Consider the following 25823-nt stretch of genomic DNA (forward strand, 5'->3'; position numbering starts at 1 on the left):
AGTCCTTCGCCCTTAAATAAATTAAATGGGTCGCTTTATGCAAAAGCCCTTTACCTTCAATGTTGACACGGATTCCATCTGCCAGCCCCCCTCGTCGTCCACTCTACTGGTTGATCGGACATTCCGCATACTCGCGCGTCTGGGCGTTATCATCATTCTTGCCCTGGTGGTGGCTATTGTTCTGGAAATCGGTGTTAAGGCGATTCCAGGCATCCAGAAATACGGACTGGACATGCTCACCGGTACGGTCTGGGATGTGGGTCAACAACAGTTCGGCATTCTCCCGGCTATCTGGGGAACGCTCTATAGTTCCTTGATTGCTCTGCTAATCGGTGGCTTTTTCGGAATTAGCATGGCGATTTTCTTGACGCAGGATTTTCTGCCTCCGCGCTTGGCCGCCGTTTTTCGCACTATCGTCGAGTTGCTTGCAGCGATACCCAGCGTGGTATATGGATTGTGGGGAATTTTCGTCGTGATTCCATTCATCCGCCCGCTAACTGATGTACTGAATGAGTCTCTTGGCTGGATTCCATTTTTCAGCTCTACGCTGAGTGGCCCTGGCTTACTGCCCGCCGCTTTGGTGCTTGCCATCATGATTCTGCCGACCATTGCTGCCGTGTCTCAGGATGCTTTGCGTTCAGTTCCCTTAAAGACCAAGCAAGCCGCCTATGGCATGGGGGCGACTCACTGGGAAGCCATTCTCAAGGTCATGGTGCCGACGGCGGCTACCGGTATCTTTGGCTCCCTGGTACTGGGTCTAGGCCGGGCGCTGGGTGAAACGATGGCGCTCGCCATGCTAGTAGGCAATTCGAACCAGATTTCGCTTTCTCTGTTCGCGCCCGCGAATACGCTGGCTGCCCTGCTGGCATTGAATTTCCCCGAAGCAGGGCCAAATGAAATTGGAGTGCTGATGTATGCCGCCCTGGTTCTAATGCTGATTACTTTGGTGGTCAATATCCTTGGCTCGATGATGATAATGTACGCCCAGCGTGGAACAAAATCATGAGTGATACGCTGCTTCCCCTCTCTGGGCCAACTCCGAGCCTGCAGCGTAAGATCGAAGGCCGGGCATTGCGCAGCATAGTGCTGAGTGGCCTGGTATGGTTCAATGCGATACTGATTAGTGTGCCCCTACTTTCCGTGTTGTATATGTTGATTACCCGTGGCGGCGCACGTCTTAATATGGAAGTTTTTACCGAGCTTCCACCGGCCGGTTTCGAGATGGGTGGGGGCTTCGGTAACGCGCTCGTCGGTACTTTCTTCATGGTGGGTATTGCTGCGCTGATCGCAATCCCGGTAGGCATTCTGGCAGCCATTTTTCTGGCCGAACTTGGGCCCAGCAGCAAACTTGCTACCGTCGCCCGCTTCTCGGCAAAGACGCTGACCGGCGTGCCCTCGATCCTGGCCGGCGTCTTCGCCTACGCGATGGTGGTGATTACCACCGGCACTTACTCAGCGCCCGCTGGCGGTGTAGCGCTGGCGGTATTGATGCTGCCCATTGTCGTTTTGACCGCCGAGGAAGCCATGAGAATGGTCCCAAAAATCATGAAGGACGCCGCCTATGGTATGGGCTGCACCCATACACAAGTAATCTGGCAGATTGTGTTGCCGACCGGGATGCCTGCCATTCTTACTGGCGTGATGCTGGCGATTGCACGGGCGGCTGGAGAAACTGCACCCCTGCTTTTTACAGCGCTATTCAGCAACTATTGGTTGCTCCAGGAAGGCCATCTGGCTGTCATGAGCCCTACGGCCTCAATGGCCGTACTGATTTACAATTTCTCCGGCATGCCCTTCGATAACCAGCTTGAACTCGCTTGGGCAGGTTCGCTGGTATTAGTGATGATCGTGTTAATCGTTAATGTCGTCAGCCGAATTTTTGGCAAACCTAAATTTTGAGTATGGGAGTGACGGAATTATGAACTCAACAATGCAGCAGGCAGCTCCTGATACCCAGCCAGCTACATTGGTAATGGACTGCAAATTGGACAAGATTTTCTATGGCAACTTCTTGGCCGTACGCGACAGCCATGTGCCCATTGAAAAGAATAAAATCACCGGTTTCATTGGACCGTCCGGCTGCGGCAAGAGCACCGTGCTGCGCAGCCTTAACCGAATGAACGACCTGGTTGATGGCTTTCGCTTCGACGGACATGTGCTGTTTCTCGGGCAGGATGTCTATGGCAAGGGCGTAGATCCTGTGGTCGTGCGCCGTTACATCGGCATGGTGTTCCAGCAGCCCAATCCTTTTTCAATGAGCATTTTCGACAATGTTGCCTTCGGCTTGCGTCTCAATCGCTATAAGGGCGATATTGGCGACCGAGTCAAGCAGGCACTGCAGGGGGCGGCATTGTGGGAGGAGGTCAAGGATAAACTCAAGGTCAGCGGCCTGGCACTTTCCGGCGGCCAGCAGCAGCGCCTGTGCATCGCTCGCGCCATTGCCACCCAACCCCAGGTGCTATTGATGGACGAACCGTGTTCTGCGCTGGACCCAATCGCCACTCGCCGCGTCGAGGAGTTGATGGTCGAGTTGAAGGAGCATTACACCATCGCCCTGGTGACCCATAACATGCAGCAGGCGACGCGCGTTGCGGATACCACCGCATTCTTCTCCGTTGATATCTCCGGAGGATCCCGGACTGGCTACCTGGTGGAATCTGGGCCCACCGCTCAAATCTTCGAGAACCCACGCGAGAAGCTGACTAAAGACTACATCAGTGGCCAGTTCAGCTGAGCCTCGGCGAGGAGAAAAGGTATGAAGCTTCATATCGGCGTTGTTAACGCTATCTTGGCAATCGCCTCGTTGGCAGCATCGACAGTGCAAGCGCAAAGCAACATGGATTCTCTGGTCCTCAACGGCGCGGGGGCGACTTTTCCGGCACCATTGTATAAAACATGGATTGCCGCTTATCACAAGGTTGAGCCAGGGACGTTAATCAAGTACGCCGAAGTTGGCAGTGGCGAAGGGGTAAAGCGTTTTCTTGCCAATACCGTGGACTTCGGCGCCAGCGATGCCGCCATGACGGATGCCCAGATTGCTTCTGCGCAGGATGGGGTGGTAATGGTGCCCGTTACCGCAGGCATGGTGGCGCTCGCTTACAATTTGCCGGGATTGAATGGTCTGCTGAAGCTGGATCGGAATACCTATACTGCATTATTGATGGGCAAGATCACACGCTGGAACGATGCCCGCATCCAAGCCACCAATCCCGGACTCGATCTGCCTAATCGTGAAATCTTACTGGCCGTGCGCCAGGACAGCAGCGGTACGACATTTGTACTGTCCAATCATCTGAGCGCCGCCAGTCCAGAATGGCGCGACGGTCCCGGCACCGGCAATCTTGTCAGATGGCCCCGCAATGCGATGTTTGCCCGCGGCAATGAGGGTGTCTCGGCGCTGGTGCAACGCAGCGTGGGATCGATTGGCTATGTCGAATACAACTTTTCCAAGCGCCTTGACCTGAAGGTAGCGCACCTGGAAAACAAGGAAGGTCATTTCGTTGCGCCGAGTGAGCGTATTGGCGTTGCAACGCTGGCAGCAAATATCGGACGCATTCCTGCTGACATGCGCGCTTACATACCGGATCCTGCCGGAACCGATTCATACCCTTTGATATCATTTACATGGTTGCTGCTTAAGGAGCATTATTCCAACAAATCTAAGGGCGAGGCGCTGAAGCGCTTCATAACATGGAGCCTGCAGGAAGGCCAGAATTTTAGCGGCGAGTTGGGTTACATCCGCTTGCCCGCTGAAGTCGCGAAACGCAGCAATGAGGCGTTGGCTAGAGTATATACTAGCCCCTAGTCACATCTTCAACAGAGCGAGTCGTGGAACGCGCGACCGTGATCGATATTCCAGATGAAGTTTTCCAATAGCGCTCTTTTCTTGACCGATGCTATGAAATCCTGTCGTATCCTCGACCTGGACGCCATCAGGAATTCCCTGGAGGAAGTGCAGGCGCAATTCGAGTTGCTAAACACCCAGCTTGATGAACAGCGTGACCCTCTCGACGATGTCGTTTGCAGTAATATGCTGCAGGGCTATGCGCTAATTGACCGGCTTATCGTTGAGGGTGTCGATTTGTTCGATCTACAGCAGATCGACTGGATGATCGAGATCAATACAACGGTATTGTGTGGTGCCGACCCTGAGCAACGCAAGGAATTTTCCCAGCACATAGCCATAACTAGTTCACGGTTCTTTGATAGCCATGAGGGTGGCGTGCGCGGCCTGCTGGAATGGTACAACTTGCATCGCAACAAATCAGCATGGAAGCGGGCTGCAGGCGTTTTTGTGTACATTCTCAGCAAGCCTCAGCTGTTTATTGAGGGGAATCACCGTAGCGCTTCGCTCATCGTCAGTTTTCTCTTGATGCGGGACGGTCTACCACCATTCGTATTATCGACCGACAATGTAGTCGCTTTCTTTAACCCGGCGTCAGTTGTTCGACGCATGCCAAAAAACGGGTTGGTGGCGCTATTCCAACTACCGAAAATCAAGAAAAAATATGCTGCTTTCCTCGAAGAACAATCATCGTCGGAATTCCTTCTCAAAGACTCTGTTGCAAAAAAAATGTGAAGTAGAACTAAAGCAGAACTTATGCATGTGATGGGTCTTGCCTATCCGTTGTAGATACCGAATTACCTTTCGATGAAGCGGATCTCCCCTGTGAGACCGTTGCCCAACTTCCACAGGGGAAGGCGACCTGATATTGCGCGTCGGGGAGAAATAGAAATCAATCGTATGACCTTGTTTATCAGGTTGCTGTAAACCTTTAGAAGAGCCCAAGGCAGTCATATGGCAGTGACGACTGGGTTCGCTTCTCCCATCATTGCACCTGTAAAATTCTACAGCTGTTCAGAAACCTGAAGGCATGATGTAATAAAACCATGTCATCTTCAGGTTACAAATCTCTGCAAAGCGCTCGGCAGACCGAGTCCGCACACGCATTTCACTGCCGTGCGGTTTTCCTTCACATTTCAAACCCCTTTCATTGCATTGCAAGGACCAACGTCTGGAGGCATGCTGAGCAAACCCATCAGAAGACCTGAAATGCCGCGCGCTGCAAAGCCTGTCCCAAAGCCAGACTGTCCCCCCCGCGCTTCGCGCCGCAACCCGGCTGACGACGCTGCACGGGCCTCCAACCTTGTACAAGGTCAATGTCGCGTGCTGGAGATGATCGCAACCGGCGCTCCACTCGGCGAGACGCTCGCAGCACTCGTGGGCGTGATCGAGGCCGACATAGACGGGACGAGGGCCTCCGTCCTCCTCCTCAATGAATCTGGCAGGTTCCTGCATCACATAGTAGCGCCCGCACTGCCGGAGGCGCTTCGCCGCCTGATCGACGGCTTTGAAATCGGCCCCGCCGCAGCATCCTGCGGTACGGCGGCATATCGTGGCGAAAGCGTGATCGTCGAGGACACCGAGACCGATCCGCTCTGGTCGCCTTACCGCGAGGTGGCGAGGGCGCACGAGCTGCGCGCCTGCTGGTCGACACCCATTTTTGACCGCGATCGTGCCGTGCTAGGGACATTCGCCATTTATCTGCGCGTTCCCGGCCGCCCGGCACAGCGTCATCTGCACACCATCAAAATGGCCACCCATACCGCTGCCATCGCCATTACGCGGAACCGGGAAATACGGACGCTGCGCGATAGCGAACGTTCCATCCGTGGCATCCTTGAAGGCATGATGATCGGCTTTGTCGCACTGGACCACGACTGGCGGTTCACCTACGTCAATCCGAAGGCGGCGGAAATCCTCGGCCGCGAGGCGGCATCGCTGGTTGGCCGGAAGTACCTGGAAGCCTTTCCCGAGGCCGAGGGCTCGCCGTTCGAACTCGCTTACCGAAAAGTAATGGCCGAGCGCGTCACGATGCATACCGAATATTATTTCCCACCCTGGGATCGCTGGTTCGAGCAGCGCGTCGATCCAACGCTCGACGGCTTCTCAATTTTTTTCCAGGACACTACCGAGCGCAGGCTGCAATTGCAGAAGATTGAGCACCTGGCCCGTGTCTACGCGGTATTGAGCGGCATCAACGCCCTCATGGTGCGCGAATGCGACCGTGAATCCCTGTTCCGCGAGGCGTGCCGGATTGCTGTCGAGCAAGGCGGTTTCCATATGGCCTGGATAGGAATTGTCGATCCGAACGTCATGAAAATTGTCCCGGTTGCGTCGGCAGGCATCGAGGCGCAGCACTTGGCCGGTCTCAAGGAACTTTTTTCATCGGACATGGGCACCGTGCTGGGCAACACGATGGTCGCACAGGCGATCAAGGAGAAAAAAGCGATCGTATCCAACGATGTGCAAAACGACCCCAAAATCCTGCTGCTCAAGAAATATACCGACCCGGGCGTCCGTTCGCTGGCCGTTTTGCCGCTGATCGTCGCGGACGAAACCATAGGCGTGCTCACGCTGTATGCCAGCCAGATCGAATTCTTCGAAGAGGAAGGGTTGAAGTTGTTGACGGAACTGGCCGGCGACATCTCGTTCGCGATCGATCACATCGCCAAACAGGCGCAACTCGACTACCTGGCCTACTATGATGTCCTGACAGGACTTGCCAATCGCAGCCTGTTCCTTGAGCGCGTGGCTCAGTACCTGCGCAGCGCTGCCAGCGGCAACTACAAGGTTGCCGTGGGTCTGATCGATCTGGAGCGGTTCAAGAACATCAATGACAGTCTTGGCCGGACGGCCGGCGACGCGCTTCTGAAGCAGGTGGCGGAATGGCTGACGCGCAGCCTGGGCGACGCCAACCTGGCAGCGAGGGTGGGCGCAGATCATTTTGCCGTGGTGATCCCGGTAGTGGAAAAGGAAGGAAGCGTCGTTGCGCTTCTGGACAAGCAAATAGAATCCTTGTTGAATCATCCGCTTCAGTTGAGTGACGGCGTGTTCCGGATAGCCTTCAAGTGCGGGATAGCGCTTTATCCCGATGACGGCACCGATGCTGAAGCGCTGCTCAGGAATTCCGAAACCGCACTCAGAAAGGCCAAGGTCACCGGCGACCGGTATCTTCTCTATACGAAGGCAATGACCGCATCGGTAGCCGACAAGCTGACTCTGGAAAACCAGCTGCGCCGGGCGATCGAAAATGAAGAATTCGTACTCCACTATCAGCCCAAGATCAACATCGAGAGCGGCAAGCTTGTCAGCGCTGAAGCGCTGATCCGGTGGAATGATCCGCTCACGGGCCTGGTGCCGCCGGGCTGCTTTATTCCTGTCCTGGAAGAAACCGGATTGATCCATGAAGTCGGACGCTGGGCCTTGCACAAAGCCACCGAGGACTATCTGCGCTGGCGCGCCACGAACCTGTCCGCCGTGCGCATTGCAGTGAACGTATCGCCACTGCAACTACGCCACCGCGATTTCGTCAATGAAATTGGGCAGGTAATCGGTATAAATACGCATGCGGCAGCCGGACTGGAACTGGAGATCACCGAAAGCCTGATCATGGAAGATGTCATGCACAGCATCGTCAGCCTGAAGGCGATCCGTGCCATGGGCGTGGGCATAGCCATAGACGACTTCGGCACCGGCTTTTCTTCGCTGAGCTACCTCTCCAGGCTGCCCGTGGACACGCTCAAGATTGATCGATCGTTTGTGCTCGATATGACTGTCTCGCAAGAGGGGCTTGCGCTGGTATCAACCATCATCACCCTCGCCCATGCATTAAAGCTCAAGGTGGTGGCCGAGGGAGTTGAAACCGAGGAGCAATTGCGTCTGCTGCGAATATTGAACTGCAACGAAATGCAGGGATTTTTATTCAGCAAGCCGCTGCCGAGCGAATCCTTCGAAACGAGATTCCTGGCTTCACCGCCGGCCGGCTGAACGACTCTGCTGGCCCACGCCGCGGCTGTCCGTTACGAGTAAAACAATTGTAAATGGAATAAGTGCTGTTTTCATAATCCCCTCGGGTAGATATATGATAATTGATTCGGCTCGACTACCTGACTGGGCTGGAGGTTAATACAATACGAAAAAATCAGGAAAATTCTACGTTGCCGCTGGCCTTGCGTACCGTCAGTTGTTGCACTGAAAACAAGGAGGCTCCTACAATCGTTAACTAACCCGCTTCGGCGGGTTTTTTTATTCCTAAAAGCCCCCTTGAAACGCACCCAGAATGCCATGACTTGATTCACGCAATATTGTTGAGAAATAACGGGGAGTTTTTTATTGCCTCTCCCGGGGCAGGTTATGGTTTTTTTTATGTAACGAAGAGATGGCTTTGCTTTGTAAATATCCAGATACAAGCTCATCAATAAAGGATTAAAAGGCACCTTCCAGACGGCAGCTGGAGCCGCACCGGGCCTCGTCCCGAGGCAATCCCATCGTGGCCAATCAAAATGACAAACGGATGCATCCGGTCAGGAATGATGGTGCTGACGCATTGCCACTTATAACACTTATAACACTTATAACATTGACAAATTGGTCACAGTTTCAAAAGCTTTTCTTGACAAGCGGTATGTTAACTTTATTCGCAATTCATTCCGGCTCTAATAATTCCATGTACCCATAAAGCTATCTTGCATGGGAAGCCGATAAGTCCAGGTAGCTAATTTTATTATAAGAGGGGTGTAACAATGTCGATCTCCAGTCTTCTCGTACCAGCAATACTCTTTTTTGCCCTTGGTATGTTCGCATGCATCATCAAGTCGGATCTGAAGTTTCCACCCGACATGCACAAGATGATCGTTATCTACTTGCTGATCGGGATTGGTCTGCATGGCGGCAAAGCGCTCGCCACTTCTAATATGGGTGATGCCCTTCCTGCCGTGTGGGCGGCGCTCGGGTTTGGCGTTGGCCTGCCTATCATTGCTTATATTATTTTGCGGGGCATCGGAAGGATCGACCCGCTGAACGCCGCAGCCATCTCGGCGCATTACGGTTCCGTGAGCGCGGGTACCTACATGACGGCGGTGGCATTCCTGGGCGGCATCGGCGTGACCTATGAAGCCTATCCCGTGATCATGCTGGCGATCATGGAATCTCCCGCGATCATGATCGGCCTGGTCCTGGCTGGCTATTCCCGGAAAATCATGGGGGGGGCGCAAAAGGGCGAAAAGGGAATGATGAAGCACCTGATGATCGAGGCCTTTACCAATGGCAGTATTCTGCTGCTGTTCGGCTCCATGGCGATCGGGGCGGCAGTGTCGGACACGAGCTACAAAAAAATCGAACCGTTCTTTGAAACAATCTTTATGGGCGCCTTATGCATATTCCTGGCCGATATGGGTATGGAAGCCGGGAAAAGGCTGTCGGAATTTAAGAAGGTAGGCGTCTTCCTGGTCGGTTTCGGCGTAGTGATGCCTTTGATCGGCGCTTTTTTCGGGATAATGGTAGGTCACTACTACCTCCAATACTCAATCGGCGGTGTCACCCTGGTAACGGTGCTGGCGGCCAGTTGTTCCTATATCGCGGTACCGCCGGCTATGCGTCTGGCGATACCCGAGGCCAACCCATCTTTCTATCTGACGCTGTCGCTCGGGTGTACTTTTCCGTTCAACGTGGTGATCGGAATCCCCCTGTATTATGCAGGTGCCCAGTATCTGGCCGGGCAGTAAGCAAGTTTCAGGACCATCAGTAATCCATTCAATTGCTAACCTACTCCTGGACCGGATTGAAGATATTCGGTCCAGGCTATCGCAGATAACCATTATCGAGGAAAGACCATGATTATGAGACCCGAAACGTTAATCTCAATGAACCGGATAGAAATTGTCGTAGACGAAGAGTCCCTGAGCGATTTGCTGGAGCTATGCCGGGAAGCTGGGGTGCGCGGCTACACAGTTATCAAGCAGGCGGGCGGACTCGGGTCGCGCGGTGAGCGGCGCCCCGATGATTATGCCCTGGAGGAAAAGAACGCTGTGGTGATTCTGGCTTGCGAGGAAAAGCAGGCGGAGAGAATTATTATGTCGCTTCGACCAAAATTGAAAGAGTTCGGCGGAATGTGCCTGATTTCCGATTGCCAGTGGGTCATAGGGCCCGCGGCCTCATACTGAGCTGCATGATGCATAGATCAATCCTGGGATCAAACTGAATCCCGGTTCATTCCCGGGGATTATTCAATTATTTAACTCGATTTGGGCATAAAAAATGGCTAGACCTGCTACGGGACGAGCGTTCGTCAAGGCTGCGAAGGAGCGAATCGCATCAGCCAAAACGGTTGATGCCCTGCGTGCCGCGCAGGCATTACTCCTTCCACTGGAGTTTGGGCTCTCGCTGGAACAGACGGCGACGATCATTGGATTATCCAAGAGCCGTACGGGAAAGCTCAGGACGCGTTTCAAGCTTATTGAAACGGGTGCTATACAAATCAGGGAAAAGAAAGATCTGCGGAATCACGCCCGGATGAGCCTCGACGAAGAGGCAAAATTCCTGGCACGTTTCGCTAACCAGATCAAGTTCTCAGATGTTTTTCCCATCGCGCAATTGAAAGCTGAGCTTGAACAATACATAGGCAGGCCCGTATCGGCCTCGACAGTTTATCAATTGCTCCGTCGCCATGGACTGTCAAAATCTGGCGTGCAACACCCAAGGGCTATCAAAGTCAAGCAAACATGGGAAAGATTGAACCAACAGAATAGGAGCCGCACCGTCAAGGAATGACGATGGAATATAGCGTCTTTTAACAAGTTCTCAGTAAAGGAGTAGTTGGAGCACTAGTGATCAACAAACTATCCGAAAGGAGCTCATCATGTACAACTTTGCTATTACTATCCTGGCGTTTGGCTTAACCTTCTCCAATTCATCTGTTTTGGCACAAACACCTTCGTCCGATAATACGGAGGATAAACCACGGGTTCCACAAAAACTCGCTGTTGTGGCCCCGACCTCAGAAATTTTTACAATGGGAGGCATTTCCGCAAAAGACAAACCCTCTGTCCCCTCCCCCGCCATGAGAAAAACTATGCCAATGCCAACCCTTATTCCACCTGTATGGCGTTGGATCAAATGGAGTTCGTACCAGTGCGATGTTGCATGGAACCAATCCTGCTCGGGCTCGGATACGATAGAAGCTCCCGCCGGATGGCAGGCTTGCAGGATAATCTATACTTTAGCCTATGAAGGTGGCCATCAAACGAGTAAGGGGTTTTCAGCGGAGAACTGGTATGCCGATGATCGGCAATCGCCAGATAGATTCCGCATTTACCGCGTTTCTATATCAGCCAGCGGTAGCGGCCTTTCGCATGATCAAACGGGTGCTAAAATTCGTTTAGAGAATCTAGGCATGGACTTGGTTCCCGCTGATACGGACAACGCTGGGCGATATGCAGCAGGTTGCCATATGCCACCTCATGAGTAACATCCTCCTAGGCTTTCGGATTTTATCCAATTTCACGGAACCCGTTTGACAGACGAGATGTGGTGCCTTATCCGCAATTCATTCCGGCTTTCCCATGATGCGTCTCGCATGGGAAAGCCGATGAGCCCATATAGCTAATTTTATTATAAGAGGAGCGTAACAATGTCAATCTCCAATTTTCGCGTACCCGAGTACTTTCTTTGCCCGGTATGTTCGCGTGCATCATCGAGTCAGATCTGAAATTTCCGCCCGATATAAACGAGATGATCGTTACCTATTTGCTGATCGGTGTGCGGTCATTGCTGAACGGTTTCCAATCTCGCAGCATATTTCCCATCTAAGGAGTTGATCATGCTACAACAGCAATTTCCCGAAAAAACTTTGTTTGGCGGTATCGCGTCTGTATTAATGCTTGGCTTATTAAGCATTCACGCTACTTCAGCGGACGCACTAGATTCCAATTACGCCAAATTCAACAAGAAAGGAGAACTGGTTCGTCCAACTCACTACCGAGAGTGGATTTTTGTAGGTGCGCCCGTTACACCCAATGACATGAACGACGGTAAGCCGGCATTTCCTGAGTTCCATAATGTCTATATTGATCCTGCCAGTTGGACGTATTGGAAAAGGACCGGGAAGTTCCGTGAAGGCACTATTTTTGTCCTGGAAATGGTCAGCGTTGGTGCCAAGAAATCAGTAAGTGGAAATGGATATTTTCAAGGGGAATTTCAGAGCATTGCGGCAGCGGTGAAGAGCAAAAAGCGCTTCCCCAATAGAACGGAAAATTGGGCCTATTTTGGCTTCGATGATAAACCAACAGCGGTGGCACAACCTGACGAAGCATGTGCAGCGTGCCACAAGGCGAGTGCTGCCGAAGATATGGTCTTTACTCAGCATTACCCGATATTGCGTGCGGGTAGGCCGGCGGAGAAATCTAAGACGCGGGGACTCGGTCAGGACAGTATCGATATCCAGCGCGGCAAGTAATTGCGGTTGAGGAGACTTCCGTCTTTTCAAAAGAAGACGACAGACAGACTAGGGCCTGTTAACACTTATTTCGCATCCGCGTTTTTTGTGCGCAACCCGAAGGGACGGGATGGATTTCATCCAGCCCTTCGTTACTCGCCGCTTACGGAGGCCTGCTCCGCCGCACGGCTCATGCCTCGTGCTGGATGAAGTCCGTCACCGTCGCGGGTGCGAAATAAGTGTTAACAGGCCCTAAGTGTTCCCCTTAGAAAAACTGCTTGACTAACCACGGATGAGGCAATCTGTCCGTAAAATGGGGAAAACCCATGCCGCGGGTAATTATTCTCGCGAAGAGATGGTGAGTTCAACCGATCGCTGCAACACTTTTAGCAAGTTTAACGCTTGGTGTTATAAATCCTAGCATTTTTCTTGGCCGTGTATTGAGCCTTAAAGCAATCGCATCCAGATCTTGTTGACTGTATCCGCATAAGTCGGTGCCTCTCGGAAAGTACTGGCGAAGCAGGCCGTTGGTATTTTCGTTTGTTCCCCGTTGCCATGGACTTCGCGGGTCGCAAAAATACATCTCCACATCGGTCGCAATCGTGAATTTCTTGTGCTGAGCCAGTTCACTGCCTCGATCCCATGTCAGGGAAGACATGACCCCCTCGGGCAGTTGTTTCACTTGCCGTACCAAAGCACCGACCACGCTTGCCGTATCCTTGCCCCCAACCTGGACAAGCATTACGAATCGGGAGCTCCGCTCGACCAAGGTGGCAATGTGACTATTTTTCGATCCCGACATCAGATCGCCTTCCCAATGGCCTGGAATAGACCGGTCTTCAACTTCTGCCGGACGTTCCCGTATTGATACGGCATCAATAATCTGTCCTCGTGGCTGACCTTCAGTGGTCGATCTTTTTCCGCATCGCATCATCCGTCTGCTACGAAGATGCGAGAGAGTTCCTTCTTCAAAACGCCATGAGCCTGAATAAACAAACTGCGGTAAATCGTTTCATGAGATATACGCATGCTTTTATCATGCGGGAATCCCAATTTAAGCCACCCCGCTATTTGCTCAGGGGACCAGTCCAAACTTAACTTGGCCGCCACCACGTTTTGCAGGCTATCGTTCATTCCCAGCCTGCACTGTTTAGGACGCCTGGCTTGATCCCAGGCCAGGGAATCTGCCTCAGACGCCCGGTATTTATTTCGACCTCCATTACGTGCAATTTCACGGCTCACCGTCGATGGCTCCCTTCCAATCATGTTTGCTATCTGCCGCATTGATGCGCTGACCGCCATGCCGCGGGAAATTTCTTCACGCTCAGCAAGACTGAGTGCCAAGCGTGAACGACAACATACTGCAGGAACAATTCCACCATTAGAGGAAATCACCCCATGCACCGATCCAGCATGTTTGCCTAAAGCACGCCCAATATCACTTAAAGATTGCCCATTCTTCCATCTACGCCACAATTCCGCTTTTTGACCCGCAGATAACCCTGGACGTCCCAATTGCGCCATAAAACACCTCCCAAATCTACATTAGATCAGATGGTGTTGCATTGACCAATTGAATGCACCATGCCTTTGTTTTTTAAATATCCAGGCACAAGCTCATCAATAAAGGATTAAAAGCACCCCCAGGCGGCAGCTGGGGCTGCACCGTGTGGAGTTGCCCCTATTAAACCGGACAGGATGCGGTTAGTAACTGGCTGCGGATGAATTGTCTTGGTGACTTCATCTTCAGCCCCTTGTGAGGATGGTATTCATTGTAGTCCTCGAACCATTGGTCAAGCAGTGCCATCACGGTTTGTGCATCGGGACGGTCATGCACATAGACATAATCCCGTTTGAAGGTCTTGACGAAGGCTGCGGCCATGCCGTTGGATTCGGGACTTCGGATCGGAGTGAAACAGCTGATGAATCCCATATCCTGGGCAAAAGCTCTTGTTTCTGTAGCGGTATAACAGCTGCCGTTGTCGCTGAGCCATTCCACCCTGTGCGGGAGTCTGTTAATGGTTCCGAAGCGCCGCTCGACGGATTCAATCATCAGATCGCGCACCATCTCCCCGGTAATGCCGCTGGTGGTGGCCACATGGCTGATGACCTCCCGATCGCAGCAGTCCAGCGCAAAGGCGACCCGCACCACCTGTTCATTCCAGCAGGCAATCTCGAACCCATCCGAGCACCAGCGCAGGTTGGAACGCAAGGTAATCACCTTGCCTTCATGCGACCGTTGCGGTTGCTTGCCGGCATGCCGGGTCAGCAGCAAACCATTCTGGCGCATGATGCGATAGACCCGCTTGTGATTGACCGCAGGCTTGCCCATCTCCTCCAGCCTGCGGTTCAGCAGGGCGCAAATCCTGCGATAACCGTAAGTCATGCGACAATCCACAAGCTCGCGGATCAAGAGCAACAACCAGGCATCATCGGCCTTGTAGTAGCGACCACTGGCTGACCGTGTTTTCGGCTTCATCCGTTCCACCAGATGGGATCGTGCCACGCCCATCGTGTCAGCAATGGCTTTCATAGGATATCGTCCTGTGGCAGCAAGGGCATGCGCGAGATCAGTTTTTTTCATGAGCAAACTTCACCGCTTCCGTGAGAATCTCGTTCTCCAGGGTCTTCTTGCCCAGCACCCGCTCCAGCTCTCGAATTCGCTTCTTCAGCTCCCGGACCTCGGCTGCGGACACCACCGCATCATCGCTGCGCACTGCTTCCTGCCCTCCTTCAACCATGAGCTTTCTCCAACGAAATAACAAGCTGGGAGCAATACCATATTTTCGCGCCACATACGAGACACTCATTCCCGGCAAGCGGGATTCTTCAACAGCTTTCAATTTCTCGCCCAGACTCCAGCGCCTGCGGCGCTCGACTCCGGTGGCGACTTCAATGCGATCAAAACCAGAAGCACTATGCATAGTACCAGGCTTATGCCTATCTCCTATTATCAGCGCATCCGTGTCCGGTTCAATTGGGGGCTACTACAATCCAATCGCGGCTCATCAAAATGACAAACGGATGCATCCGATCAGGAATGATGGTGTTGACGCATTGCCACTTATAACATTTATAACATTGACAAATTAGTCACAGTTTCAAAAGCTTTTCTTGACAAGTGGTATGTTAACTTTATCCGCAATTCATTCCGGCTCTAATAATTCCATGTACCCATAAAACTATCTTGCATGGGAAGCCGATAAGTCCAGGTAGTTAATTTTATTATAAGAGGAGTGTAACAATGTCGATCTCCAGTCTTCTCGTACCAGCAATACTCTTTTTTGCCCTTGGTATGTTCGCATGCATCATCAAGTCGGATTAGCCACAGTTTCAAAAGCTTTTCTTGACAAGTGGTATGTTAACTTTATTCGCAATTCATTCCGGCTCTAATAATTCCATGTACCCATAAAGCTATCTTGCATGGGAAGCCGATAAGTCCAGGTAGCTAATTTTATTATAAGAGGAGTGTAACAATGTCGATCTCCAGTCTTCTCGTACCAGCAATACTCTTTTTTGCCCTTGGTATGTTCGCATGCATCATCAAGTCGGATCTGAAGTTTCCACCCGACATGCACAAGATGATCGTTATCTACTTGCTGATCGGGATTGGTCTGCATGGCGGCAAGGCGCTCGCCACTTCAAATATGGGTGATGCCCTTCCTGCCGTGTGGGCGGCGCTCGGGTTTGGCGTTGGCCTGCCTATCATTGCTTATATTATTTTGCGGGGCATCGGAAGGATCGACCCGCTGAACGCCGCAGCCATCTCGGCGCATTACGGTTCCGTGAGCGCGGGTACCTACATGACGGCGGTGGCATTCCTGGGCGGCATCGGCGTGACCTATGAAGCCTATCCCGTGATCATGCTGGCGATCATGGAATCTCCCGCGATCATGATCGGCCTGGTCCTGGCTGGCTATTCCCGGAAAATCATGGGGGGGGCGCAAAAGGGCGAAAAGGGAATGATGAAGCACCTGATGATCGAGGCCTTTACCAATGGCAGTATTCTGCTGCTGTTCGGCTCCATGGCGATCGGGGCGGCAGTGTCGGACACGAGCTACAAAAAAATCGAACCGTTCTTTGAAACAATCTTTATGGGCGCCTTATGCATATTCCTGGCCGATATGGGTATGGAAGCCGGGAAAAGGCTGTCGGAATTTAAGAAGGTAGGCGTCTTCCTGGTCGGTTTCGGCGTAGTGATGCCTTTGATCGGCGCTTTTTTCGGGATAATGGTAGGTCACTACTACCTCCAATACTCAATCGGCGGTGTCACCCTGGTAACGGTGCTGGCGGCCAGTTGTTCCTATATCGCGGTACCGCCGGCTATGCGTCTGGCGATACCCGAGGCCAACCCATCTTTCTATCTGACGCTGTCGCTCGGGTGTACTTTTCCGTTCAACGTGGTGATCGGAATCCCCCTGTATTATGCAGGTGCCCAGTATCTGGCCGGGACCTGATGCTACCGGACTGATTTCAAATCCCTGACTATATGCAAACATCTTAGAGGAAAAATCATGACGTTAAGAGCAGACATTTTTATTTCCATGAAACGGATTGAGATTGTTGTGGATGAAGAATCGCTGGAAGAGCTCATCGACTTGTGCCAGGAAGCCCAGATACGCGGCTATACAGTCATCAAAAAAGCGGGCGGCCTGGGATCCCGCGGAGAACGCAACCCCGAAGACTATTCTCTTGAGGAAGAGAATGCCGTGATGGTTGTAGCCTGCGGGGAAGAACAGGCGGAGAGGCTCATCATGCTGCTTCGCCCCAAGTTGAAAGACTGGGGAGGAATGTGCCTGGTTTCCGATTGCCAGTGGGTCATAGGACCAGCGGCCTCATACTAGGGCCTGTTAACGCTTATTTCGCACCCGCAACGGCGATAGATTTCATCCAGCACGAGGCATGAGCCGCGCGGCGGAGCAGGCCTCTGTAAGCGGCGAGTAACGAAGGGCTGGATGAAATCCGTCCCGTCCCTTCGGGTTACTCACAAAAAAACGCTGTATCTTGAATCCTTCTGAGATAGGCACGCGTCAATCGCAATACATTTTCCACACCCAGCACTTTCAGACTGTTTTCCAGCCTTCGGTCTATCTCCGCAAAACCGATGAGACAGGAAGTGTCGCCAGAACGATATCCAGCTCGTCATCTCTCTTGCGCGTGAAATCACATACGCCACTGAACTGAGGCTGCTTCCTGGCGTAATGATTGGCAAGCTTCGCCAACTATCAGCAAACGTCTTCGTTGACATCTATTCCAGGTGAGCCGCTGCCAGACTCCACACGACCAGACGCCTATTATTGCAGCCGATCTGCTCAATGATCAGGTGCTACCTTTCTTCGCAGAACAGGGCATGGGCCTGATCCACTCCCGAACGGATAGGGACCGGGTACTGCGGTAAACCGAAGGCTCATGATTATCAGCTCTCCCTGGCCTTGAATGATATTGAACACCCCCACCACCTCAGGTTTCTCCGAGCTACTATGTATAATATTTTCATCAGCTATTCAGCCAAAGACGAATGATCGCGAATATTGTTCATAGGATGGAGGCCATTCGGTGTCGCAGGTGAAATTAAGCAGCAAGCTCGATCGCCCGGTCGATAACGACTACGATCATATGCTCGGCCCGGAGAATGCTGAAATCACTCTCGTGGAGTATGGGAGCTACGCGTGCCCGCATTGCCGGGCTGCGAATGAAAGGATCGCTCAGGTTCGGGATCAGTTGGGTGATCGCCTTCGTTACGTCTTCCGGCACTACCCATTAACTGGAAGCGATATTGCTCGCAGGGCTGCCGAGTTGGTGGAGCATGCGAAAGACACTAAAGCCTTCTGGGACGCGCACATCGCGTTGATGACACGTTCGGAAGCGTTGACGGAAGAGGATTTGATTGCCGTTGCCAGCGATCTGGACGTGCCTCTGCCTGACGTTGGTGAGGCTAGCGAAGCCGACGAGCGTGCCAAGGCGCGCATCCAGGCCGACGTAAAGAGCGCCCAGGTCAGCCACGCCTTGGTCACACCGACGTTCTTTATCAATGGTCGCCGCTATGATGGCCCTTGGGATGAAAGTTCTTTCACCGACGCGATGCTCGGTGGCCCCAGCCAAAGATTGCAGGGCTTGGCGCTCGACTTCGCCGGTTGGGCGCCTTCGGCGGGCGTCCTGCTTCTGCTGGCGACGATACTCGCCGTGGCATTGACAAATTCCAGTCTTGATGCCGGCTTCCTGGCGTTGTGGGAACAGTATCTGAGTATTTCAATCGGCGGTGCCGAGTTCAAGATGTCCTTGCTCCACTGGATCAACGATGGCTTGCTGACAATCTTCTTTCTGGTCGTGGGACTGGAAATCAAACGCGAATTTACCGTCGGCCGCCTCGCCAGTATACGATCGGGAGCCCTGCCGGTTGCTGCGGCTGTCGGCGGCATGGTGGTGCCGGCGATCCTTTATGTGCTGCTGACACCCGCAGGAGCCTGGTCGCACGGGTGGGGCGTTCCGATGGCCACAGACACGGCGTTCGCCGTGGCGCTGATCGTGATGATGGGAAACCGCGTACCGGCCGAGCTGCGCGTCTTCCTGACGGCGGCGGCTATCGTCGACGACATCGGTGCAATCATCGTTGTAGCAATCTTCTACTCCGGCACAATAAACTTCGGCTATCTCGCGGGCGCCGCGGCCACTGTTGCGGCGCTGGTTCTCCTCAACCGCATCCGCGTCTATAACGTCACGCCCTACGTCCTTCTGGGCGTCGTGCTCTGGGCCTGCGTGCTCGCAAGCGGACTCCACGCCACCATAGCGGGCGTGATCCTGGCGCTGTTCATTCCGACGAGGCCGCCCCCGAATCTGACGGCGTTGATGGTCCAAGCAGACGCGATCCTGACTACCGAAGCACAACGTAGCGGCGAGGTGCTGCGGCACGGTCCTTCTCTTCCGGCTATTCGAGCGCTCGACGCCATCCACGATCGCCTGGAATCGCCAGCCGATCGCCTGCTGCGAAACGCTGGCGGCCGTTCGAGCTACGTTGTGCTGCCGCTGTTCGCCTTGGCTAATGCAGGAGTCGCGCTTACGGCGGATGCCCTCACCGCCCATGAACCTCTTATGCTTGCGATTATCGTAGCATTGGTGATCGGCAAGCCCCTGGGATTGGTGTCGGCATCGGCGATTGCAGTGCGGCTCGGAATCGCCACCAAGCCTGACGAATATTCATGGCGGCAATTAATCGGAGCCGGCGCACTGGCCGGGATCGGTTTCACTATGTCGCTGTTTATCGCCAGCCAGGCATTCCCGGCAGAGAGCGATTTCGCTGCGGCCAAGATCGCGGTATTTGCCGCTTCAATAGTATCTGCGATCCTCGGCGTGGCTATCTTGTGGAACGCGGACAGGCGGCGCGGACGAGGCAGCCCCTAGATTATACGATTTGGATTGTGTTGGTTCAAGCATGACTCTTCCCTTCAGCCTGATTCCTTGTTGGGGTCAGCAAAGCGGTGTCAGCCCGAATTGCTGCAGAAGAGAAAAGAAATTCGCAGCTCCTTCGTGATCGGTGATTTCTCGTTGCGAATGCACATGACGTTTACTGTCTCGAAGTGAATTCTCCGCCCAGTCGATGCCAATCCCCAAAATATCCCTTTGTACTTTTGAAACAATCAAACCATGATAAATCCTGCGCCGGTACTGATCCAATATTTAATGGTTCCCTTAAAGGGGAATTTCCAAGCATGATTTCCACTTTAATCTGGTATGAAATATCTGAAGCACGTTAGTGCTGCTGGATATTTCATGGGTCACTAAACGCATGAAACGGGGACATGAGGCAGTAAAGGCCATGACTGCAATTATTCAAATACAAGAAGGCAAAGATGAACCTATAATGTTCTTATGACCCAACAAAATTAGCGGTTCATGATTTTCCAGAAGGCGCAAGATCATAGTCAAGCGGATTTCGCCATCGTCCTGACGAAATGGACGGTTTGATCGATTGAGAAATATTGAGCATGGAGGTTGTATGCTTCGTACGCATCTCGATAGCATTCGCGAGATCACACCTTCTGCGAATGGCTGTGAGGCTTGTCTGAAGACCGGAGACTCATGGGCGCTTCTTCACGCGTGCCGCCAGTGTGGTCACATCGGTTACTGTGATAGCTCGATCAACATAAACAGGCACGCGACCAGGCCTTATCATGCGACAGGCCATCCGGTCATGGCATCCTGCGATCCCCGGAAGCCGTGGGGCTGGCGCTACATCGACCAGGAGATGCTCGATTTCAGCGGCCACCAAACCATACACCGCCATGCTTCATCGGTTGCTTTCGAGGATCGCAAATGGTGATGAACGAGGCCTTTGACAGTTTGCTCTCGCCAGCGTCTGGCCAGATGGACGATGTTCCAACCAGTACGATGGATTTTCCATTGCCTCCAAGCCTGGAATCGCGCCGCGGGCAGATGTTTCCCAAACTTTCCCCCGCAGAAACTAATCGGCTACTGCGTTTTGGCACGGTGCGCACCTGGCAGCCCGGTGAAATATTATTCGATCCCTCCAGGCCCGGAGTGGGCATGTTCGTTTTGCTGAGCGGGCGCATCCTGATTACGCGCAAAAATGGCCTGGGCATCGAGATTCCCATCATTGAAAGTGGGCCGGGCCACTTCACGGGCGAAGTCGGCCAGCTTTCAGGCCGTCCCCCGCTTGCCTATGGACGGGCTCTTGAAGTCGTTGAAGCACTGGTGATCGATCCGCCTTCCTTGCGCGCAGTGGTCGTGGCCGAGGCTGAGCTCGGGGAACGTATCATGAGAGCCATGATCCTGCGGCGCTTGGGATTGATCGAAACTGGCGGAGGCGGTCCGCTACTGATTGGTACCCCCGGCGGCGCAGGCATGGTGCGGCTACAGGGATTTCTTTCAAGGAATGGTCATCCTCATCTTGCATTGGATCCGGCACAGGATAGCGTCGCGGAAGACGTGATGAAGCTCCACCAACCGCGTCCAGACGAATTGCCACTGGTTGTTTGTCCCGATGGAACGGTCCTTAAGTGTCCCACCGAAAGGGAGCTTGCGCATCACCTCGGTTTGTACATCGAGCTGGATCCTGACCGTGTCTACGACGTTGCGATCGCTGGCGCCGGCCCCGCCGGCCTTGCCTGTGCGGTATATGCCGCATCGGAAGGGCTTTCCGTGCTTGTACTCGACACTCATGCGTTCGGCGGTCAGGCGGGCGCGAGCGCGAGAATCGAAAATTACCTCGGTTTCCCGACCGGCATCTCCGGTCAGGCGCTCGCCGGACGCGCTTATGTTCAAGCGCTGAAATTCGGTGCTGAAATGGTGGTGCCCGTCGAAGTGACATCACTCGATTGCACAGGCTTCCCTCACGCACTCCAACTGGATTGTGGCGCACGGGTTTCGGCAAAAGCCGTGGTTATCGCGACAGGTGCAAAGTATCGGCATCCCGCCATACCCGAACTTGAGAAATACGAAGGTCGCGGCGTCTATTACTGGGCTTCGCCGATCGAGGCAGGGCTATGCCGGCAGGAAGAAGTAGTGCTCGTGGGTGGCGGCAATGCAGCCGGACAGGCAATTGTATTCCTGGCAAGCCACGCGGCGCACGTGCATCATTTGATTCGTGGAGCCGATCTGGCAAAAAGCATGTCGACATATCTTATTAACCGTATCGGGTCGCTGCCGAACGTTACCTTACATAGGGAATCCGAGATCGTTGCAATCGAAGGCTGCGAAGAAGGGGTGAGCGCCGTTCATTGGCGCCATCGCCAAAACGGCAGCATGCAGACGAAATCAACCCGGCGCATTTTCGTGTTCGTGGGGGCCGATCCGAACACCGGCTGGCTTGAGAATTGCGGCGTGAAATTAAATGACAAAGGTTTTGTCTGCACCGGCCTGGACCTCTCGCCTGCCGACCATACGCAGTCTGCGCATTCGAAAAACGGCCGCCAACCCCTACCGCTCGAAACTTCGGTACCAGGGGTATTCGCGATCGGCGATGCGCGTGCCAGCTCAACCAAACGTGTCGCTGCCGCTGTGGGTGAAGGTGCCGCAGTGGTCGACCAGCTGCATGCCTTGCTTACATTGCATTAAGCTGTTCCGGTGCAAACGATGGACCAGACGGAGGAGCCAATATAGCTCGATAACGGTAAGCTCTGCGCATTCCTGGGTGAAGAACCCCATGCTCCGCTCGACGAGGCTGTCTCAACCGTACTGAAAACACTTAATATCACCGCTGCCTGAGTGCGTGAAGACCGCGGTGTTTAGGAGAGCAGAGAGTAATCCGGGTTTACGCTACGCTGGCGACCGCAAAGAAATTCATTGGGCTGGGTGCCCCCTGTCGCGATTGGTGTTGAATGCTGGTTGACGCTGTTTCAAATGCAGGTCGTTATAGCTATCTCACTTTATATAGGGTATTTGCTGCGGCATCTGCTGTGACTGGGGCCGCTGCGGATGCTGTAACCGTTGCTTCTTCTGATCCATCAACTGCTCCTGATGTTGCTGTTGCATCTGCTGCGATTTTTGCTGCTTCAGCAGATATTCATTGCTTTGATCAATCATATTCTGTTGCCGTTGCTCCAGTGTTTGGCCAGATTCCTGGGCAAATGCTGCTGACGATATGAGTAAAACAAGCGTAGCCGAAAGAAGTGCTGTTTTCATAATTCCCTCCGATAATATTTAATCCCCAGCTGATGATAATTGATTCAGCTTGACTGCGGTACTCCTCCCGATTTTAGCCTTGGCGGGTTCAGAAATAGTGTCCAGGCGACCATTGCGAACTTCTGACAGGGTGTCATTCCGCCGATGATACTCGGTCTTTCCGCATTGTAAGCCCACAGCCATTGCGTAGCGATTTTCTGCGCATGTGCCATGGATTCGAAGATCCTGACATCCAGCCATTCGTGCCGGACGGTGCGATTGAATCGTTCCACATAATACGACCAAACCCGCTTTGTCTTTGCATTTGGACAATTCGAGAAATAAATTTGACTATAAAAGAAACACTGCTATGAATAAATTGAGAGGGAGGCTTAAGGGATGTGAGTTGTTCCAATTCATGCCATTCGACTTTCAAGCACTAATTGCCGGAACTAATCCGCGCCTTAGTTAAACCAACAGGGGGTAATTATCATGAAACAGATTCGCATAATCGGAGTCTTGTCCGTTTTGGCAGGTCTATGGATTGGGGTTGGCACGGTTGAGACTATTTCCACAGCCCAGGCGGAAACAACAAAACCTGTGAAGACAATCAAAACCGAGTATCAATATGCCGCAAAAGTCGTCTGTTCGCTATTGCTGCCACATCAGGACGGCACTTTGGCAAGAGGCACCTATCGCACGACCATCAATATACACAATCCCACCAACAAGCAGATCACTGTTGCCGCCAAGGTGGCGCTTGCCACACAGTTTGGCTCCGAACCAGGCCCCTTCGGCGTTACGCCATTCAAGGAGGCCGTTCTCCAGCCGGATGGGGCGGTTGGCATGAGCTGTTTTGACGTCGCCGGCTACTTTTGTCCGATCGACGGGGTTTGTGTTGATTTCGCGTTCCTGGAGGGGTTTCTGGTTATAAAAAGTCCTGTACCCTTGGATGTTGTCGGTGTATATACCGCCCGCCACACGGATGGAGACGTCGAGTCCATTGACGTCGAAACGGTGCAACCCAAGCAAGTTCGCGAGGCGGTTAAGGTGGGATCAACAGAGACCACTAAACCGGGTGGTGGGAAACGTGTCGATTATCCGCCCAAAGGAAGCCCTGCTTACGGCGATAAGGAACCTAAACAAATGTGCGGCGGAATAGCGGGATTCCCCTGCCCTGCGGGTAAGACTTGTGTGGATGATCCCTCAGACAATTGCGATCCGACCCGAGGTGGCGCCGACTGCAGCGGTATTTGTGTGAAATAACGGCACATGGATGTAGGAAGAGTTCTTGTTTTTGTGGGGGAACGCAACGCCTATGGCTGATCTTGCGGTCGATGGAGCAATGAAGCTGTTGACCGCGGGCGAAAAAATGCGACGGGTGTTGCGTCCCACAACCTGGGAATCAAATTTGAATGAGTGAGACAAGACCTCAACTGAATCCCTACATCATTGATACGACTTTGAGAGAAGGCGTCCAGGCTCCCGGTGTCCGGTTTGGCGAGGAAGAAAGCGCGGAAATCGCACATGCGCTCGTGTTTCTGGGTATCGACATGGTTGAGTGCGGACATCCCATAGCCAGTGATGCGGAGGCTCGCCGGGTGCGCGCAACCGTCGCCGCCTGCGGAGCAGTTCCGGTACTTGCACACGCACGTGCTCGTTGCGAGGACATCGACAGTGTCAAGGCCACTGGCGCCCGGTGGGTCGGTATTTTCGCGGGTGTCAACTCGATATCGAGGAACAGTCGCATCCGTTTTGAACGGCCCATACCCGAAGTGCTCAGCACGGCCGTCGGCCACGCCAAGAACATCGGATTAAAAGTTCGATTCACGATCGAGGATGGAAGCCGCACACCTTGGTCCGAATTGGTGGAAGGATACCGCGCTGCGCTTGACGCGGGAGCGGACCGTTTGTGTTTTGCCGACACGGTTGGTCTCCTCTGTCCCTGGGAAGTGGAAGACCTGATCGGGAGATTGAGCCGCGAATTCGCCGGCCATGACTTGGAGGTACATTTCCACAATGATCGGGGGATGGCCATTGCTAACGCTCTCAGCGCGGTGCGGGCCGGTGCCCGCTGGATTTCCTCTTCGGTCAACGGCATTGGCGAGCGCTGTGGAATCCCGGACACGCTTACTCTATTGGCAAATCTGGATGTTCTAAAATGGCGCCGCCTGCGGAATGGCCATGCACTTCCGCACGTTAGCAAACTGGTCCAGGCTCATTCACGACTCGTGGTTGATCGCTGGCACCCAATCACGGGAACAAACGCGTTTACCCACGTCGCCAAGCTACATCGGCGCGCAGTAGCTAGCGATGAGCAGGCCTATGCCTGGACCGTTCCCGAAACTATCGGACGCCTGAATTCCACGGCTCCTGAAATCCTGCCGTCCGCGCGGGAGCAACTCATTAACCATCCGCAAGTGGTGTCCGCCACGGGATTACAGCCTAATCGGCGAGGACCTGGCGATCGCTACCTGATGCTTGATAACAGTGTTGTACCGGATGCGCGTCAATACTGCATCGTCCGGCGCATACCCGAGATGGACGACTATGGGGAAAGGCACATCGATGTTCACCGGCACTGCGTCGATAGCGTTTTTCTATTCATCGGAAATGATCCGGACTTGAAAGGGTTAACAGTAGAGGTGCGCTTAGGCGCTGATACGTTCGTTGTCGAAAGTCCGGGTAGTGTTTTTATCCCGTCCGGACTCTTGCACAGCTATCGCATGCTGGCTGGCGCTGGCCTATTTATCAACCATGTGCAAGCGGGAGATTACACTTCGAGTCTGCTCGACTCAGCGATCTTCCGAAACAGCCCTGGCATGCCGATAGAGCCTGTATTGAATGCTGGGTGATTTTTGGAGCCGATGAAAATTGACCGGGATATCCCGACCAATTCATTCCTAGTGCCCAGGACGCGAGCACACTTGT

Annotated in this window: 20 protein-coding genes and 3 pseudogenes; 20 read left to right on the forward strand and 3 right to left on the reverse strand. The window is 53.4% G+C overall.

What is annotated here, in order from left to right; all coding sequences use genetic code 11:
- Nucleotides 1-37 precede the first annotated feature (37 nt).
- From pstC to BLR00_RS00555, 11 genes are all read left to right on the forward strand, one after another.
- Nucleotides 38-1006, forward strand: coding sequence for a phosphate ABC transporter permease subunit PstC (pstC, locus tag BLR00_RS00505; RefSeq protein WP_074634052.1), 969 nt, complete (start codon nt 38-40; stop codon nt 1004-1006).
- Complete coding sequence (gene pstA / locus BLR00_RS00510) at nt 1003-1899, forward strand: phosphate ABC transporter permease PstA (protein WP_074630316.1); 897 nt, start codon at nt 1003-1005, stop codon at nt 1897-1899. The genes pstC and pstA overlap by 4 nt, the downstream gene beginning before the upstream one ends.
- A gap of 19 nt (nt 1900-1918) precedes the next feature.
- Nucleotides 1919-2734 (forward strand): phosphate ABC transporter ATP-binding protein PstB, encoded by an 816-nt coding sequence (gene pstB, locus BLR00_RS00515; protein ID WP_074630317.1) that lies wholly within the window; start codon nt 1919-1921, stop codon nt 2732-2734.
- Nucleotides 2735-2755: 21 nt separating this feature from the next.
- Nucleotides 2756-3805: a phosphate ABC transporter substrate-binding protein PstS gene (gene pstS, locus BLR00_RS00520; protein WP_074630318.1), complete on the forward strand. Its 1050-nt coding sequence runs from the start codon at nt 2756-2758 to the stop codon at nt 3803-3805.
- 93 nt (nt 3806-3898) lie between these two features.
- Nucleotides 3899-4579 carry a hypothetical protein gene (locus BLR00_RS00525; protein WP_074634053.1) on the forward strand — a complete coding sequence of 227 codons (681 nt, stop codon included), beginning with the start codon at nt 3899-3901 and terminating at the stop codon, nt 4577-4579.
- 597 nt (nt 4580-5176) lie between these two features.
- Nucleotides 5177-7831 (forward strand): EAL domain-containing protein, encoded by a 2655-nt coding sequence (locus BLR00_RS00530; RefSeq protein WP_256324182.1) that lies wholly within the window; start codon nt 5177-5179, stop codon nt 7829-7831.
- A 755-nt stretch (nt 7832-8586) separates the two neighbouring features.
- Nucleotides 8587-9567 (forward strand): sodium-dependent bicarbonate transport family permease, encoded by a 981-nt coding sequence (locus BLR00_RS00535; protein ID WP_074630320.1) that lies wholly within the window; start codon nt 8587-8589, stop codon nt 9565-9567.
- Between the two features lie 108 nt (nt 9568-9675).
- Entirely contained in the window at nt 9676-10005 is a 330-nt protein-coding gene (locus BLR00_RS00540) for a P-II family nitrogen regulator (RefSeq protein WP_074630321.1), read from the forward strand.
- A 94-nt stretch (nt 10006-10099) separates the two neighbouring features.
- Nucleotides 10100-10612: a COG3415 family protein gene (locus BLR00_RS00545; protein ID WP_074630322.1), complete on the forward strand. Its 513-nt coding sequence runs from the start codon at nt 10100-10102 to the stop codon at nt 10610-10612.
- Between the two features lie 88 nt (nt 10613-10700).
- Nucleotides 10701-11309, forward strand: coding sequence for a hypothetical protein (locus BLR00_RS16105; protein ID WP_143007614.1), 609 nt, complete (start codon nt 10701-10703; stop codon nt 11307-11309).
- Nucleotides 11310-11660: 351 nt separating this feature from the next.
- A complete protein-coding gene (locus BLR00_RS00555; protein ID WP_074630324.1) occupies nt 11661-12296 on the forward strand; it encodes a cytochrome P460 family protein in 636 nt (211 codons plus the stop codon).
- Nucleotides 12297-12639: 343 nt separating this feature from the next.
- Here the strand turns inward: BLR00_RS00555 and BLR00_RS15950 are convergent.
- Together BLR00_RS15950 and BLR00_RS00565 are read right to left on the reverse strand one after the other, a co-directional pair.
- Nucleotides 12640-13799, reverse strand: a pseudogene (locus tag BLR00_RS15950) (IS30 family transposase).
- A 160-nt stretch (nt 13800-13959) separates the two neighbouring features.
- Nucleotides 13960-15199, reverse strand: a protein-coding gene (locus BLR00_RS00565; RefSeq protein ID WP_256324013.1) for an IS3 family transposase whose coding sequence is annotated in 2 segments (ribosomal slippage) — nt 13960-14857 and nt 14856-15199 — 1242 coding nt in all. Because the reading frame shifts where the segments join, the coding sequence is not laid out codon by codon here.
- Nucleotides 15200-15751: 552 nt separating this feature from the next.
- On the opposite strand from BLR00_RS00565, the gene BLR00_RS00575 reads away from it, so the two are divergent.
- The 7 genes and pseudogenes from BLR00_RS00575 (at nt 15752) to BLR00_RS16115 (ending at nt 22876) form a co-directional block, all read left to right on the forward strand.
- Complete coding sequence (locus tag BLR00_RS00575) at nt 15752-16732, forward strand: sodium-dependent bicarbonate transport family permease (RefSeq protein WP_074630326.1); 981 nt, start codon at nt 15752-15754, stop codon at nt 16730-16732.
- A gap of 57 nt (nt 16733-16789) precedes the next feature.
- Nucleotides 16790-17119, forward strand: coding sequence for a P-II family nitrogen regulator (locus BLR00_RS00580; protein ID WP_074630327.1), 330 nt, complete (start codon nt 16790-16792; stop codon nt 17117-17119).
- Nucleotides 17120-17509: 390 nt separating this feature from the next.
- Nucleotides 17510-17725: pseudogene (locus BLR00_RS17265) on the forward strand (IS481 family transposase); the annotation flags it as partial.
- Nucleotides 17726-17831: 106 nt separating this feature from the next.
- The gene (gene nhaA, locus BLR00_RS00590; protein WP_256324014.1) at nt 17832-19673 is read left to right on the forward strand and encodes a Na+/H+ antiporter NhaA; all 1842 of its coding nucleotides are present in this window, start codon (nt 17832-17834) and stop codon (nt 19671-19673) included.
- A 595-nt stretch (nt 19674-20268) separates the two neighbouring features.
- Nucleotides 20269-20592 carry a UBP-type zinc finger domain-containing protein gene (locus BLR00_RS00600; protein WP_074630329.1) on the forward strand — a complete coding sequence of 108 codons (324 nt, stop codon included), beginning with the start codon at nt 20269-20271 and terminating at the stop codon, nt 20590-20592.
- Entirely contained in the window at nt 20592-22346 is a 1755-nt protein-coding gene (locus BLR00_RS00605) for an FAD-dependent oxidoreductase (protein WP_256324015.1), read from the forward strand. Before BLR00_RS00600 ends, BLR00_RS00605 begins: the two co-directional genes overlap by 1 nt.
- 263 nt (nt 22347-22609) lie before the next feature.
- Nucleotides 22610-22876 (forward strand): hypothetical protein, encoded by a 267-nt coding sequence (locus BLR00_RS16115; protein WP_143007615.1) that lies wholly within the window; start codon nt 22610-22612, stop codon nt 22874-22876.
- Nucleotides 22877-23017: 141 nt separating this feature from the next.
- On the opposite strand, the pseudogene BLR00_RS16120 reads toward BLR00_RS16115, so the two are convergent.
- Nucleotides 23018-23188: pseudogene (locus BLR00_RS16120) on the reverse strand (integrase core domain-containing protein); the annotation flags it as partial.
- Nucleotides 23189-23384: 196 nt separating this feature from the next.
- Here BLR00_RS16120 and BLR00_RS00620 point away from each other — a divergent pair.
- Both BLR00_RS00620 and BLR00_RS00625 read left to right on the forward strand, forming a co-directional pair.
- Entirely contained in the window at nt 23385-24158 is a 774-nt protein-coding gene (locus BLR00_RS00620) for a Kazal-type serine protease inhibitor domain protein (RefSeq protein WP_074630332.1), read from the forward strand.
- Nucleotides 24159-24307: 149 nt separating this feature from the next.
- A complete protein-coding gene (locus BLR00_RS00625; RefSeq protein WP_074630333.1) occupies nt 24308-25747 on the forward strand; it encodes a LeuA family protein in 1440 nt (479 codons plus the stop codon).
- Nucleotides 25748-25823: the final 76 nt, after the last annotated feature.

The sequence above is a fragment of the Nitrosospira multiformis genome (assembly GCF_900103165.1).
Lineage (GTDB): Bacteria > Pseudomonadota > Gammaproteobacteria > Burkholderiales > Nitrosomonadaceae > Nitrosospira > Nitrosospira multiformis_D.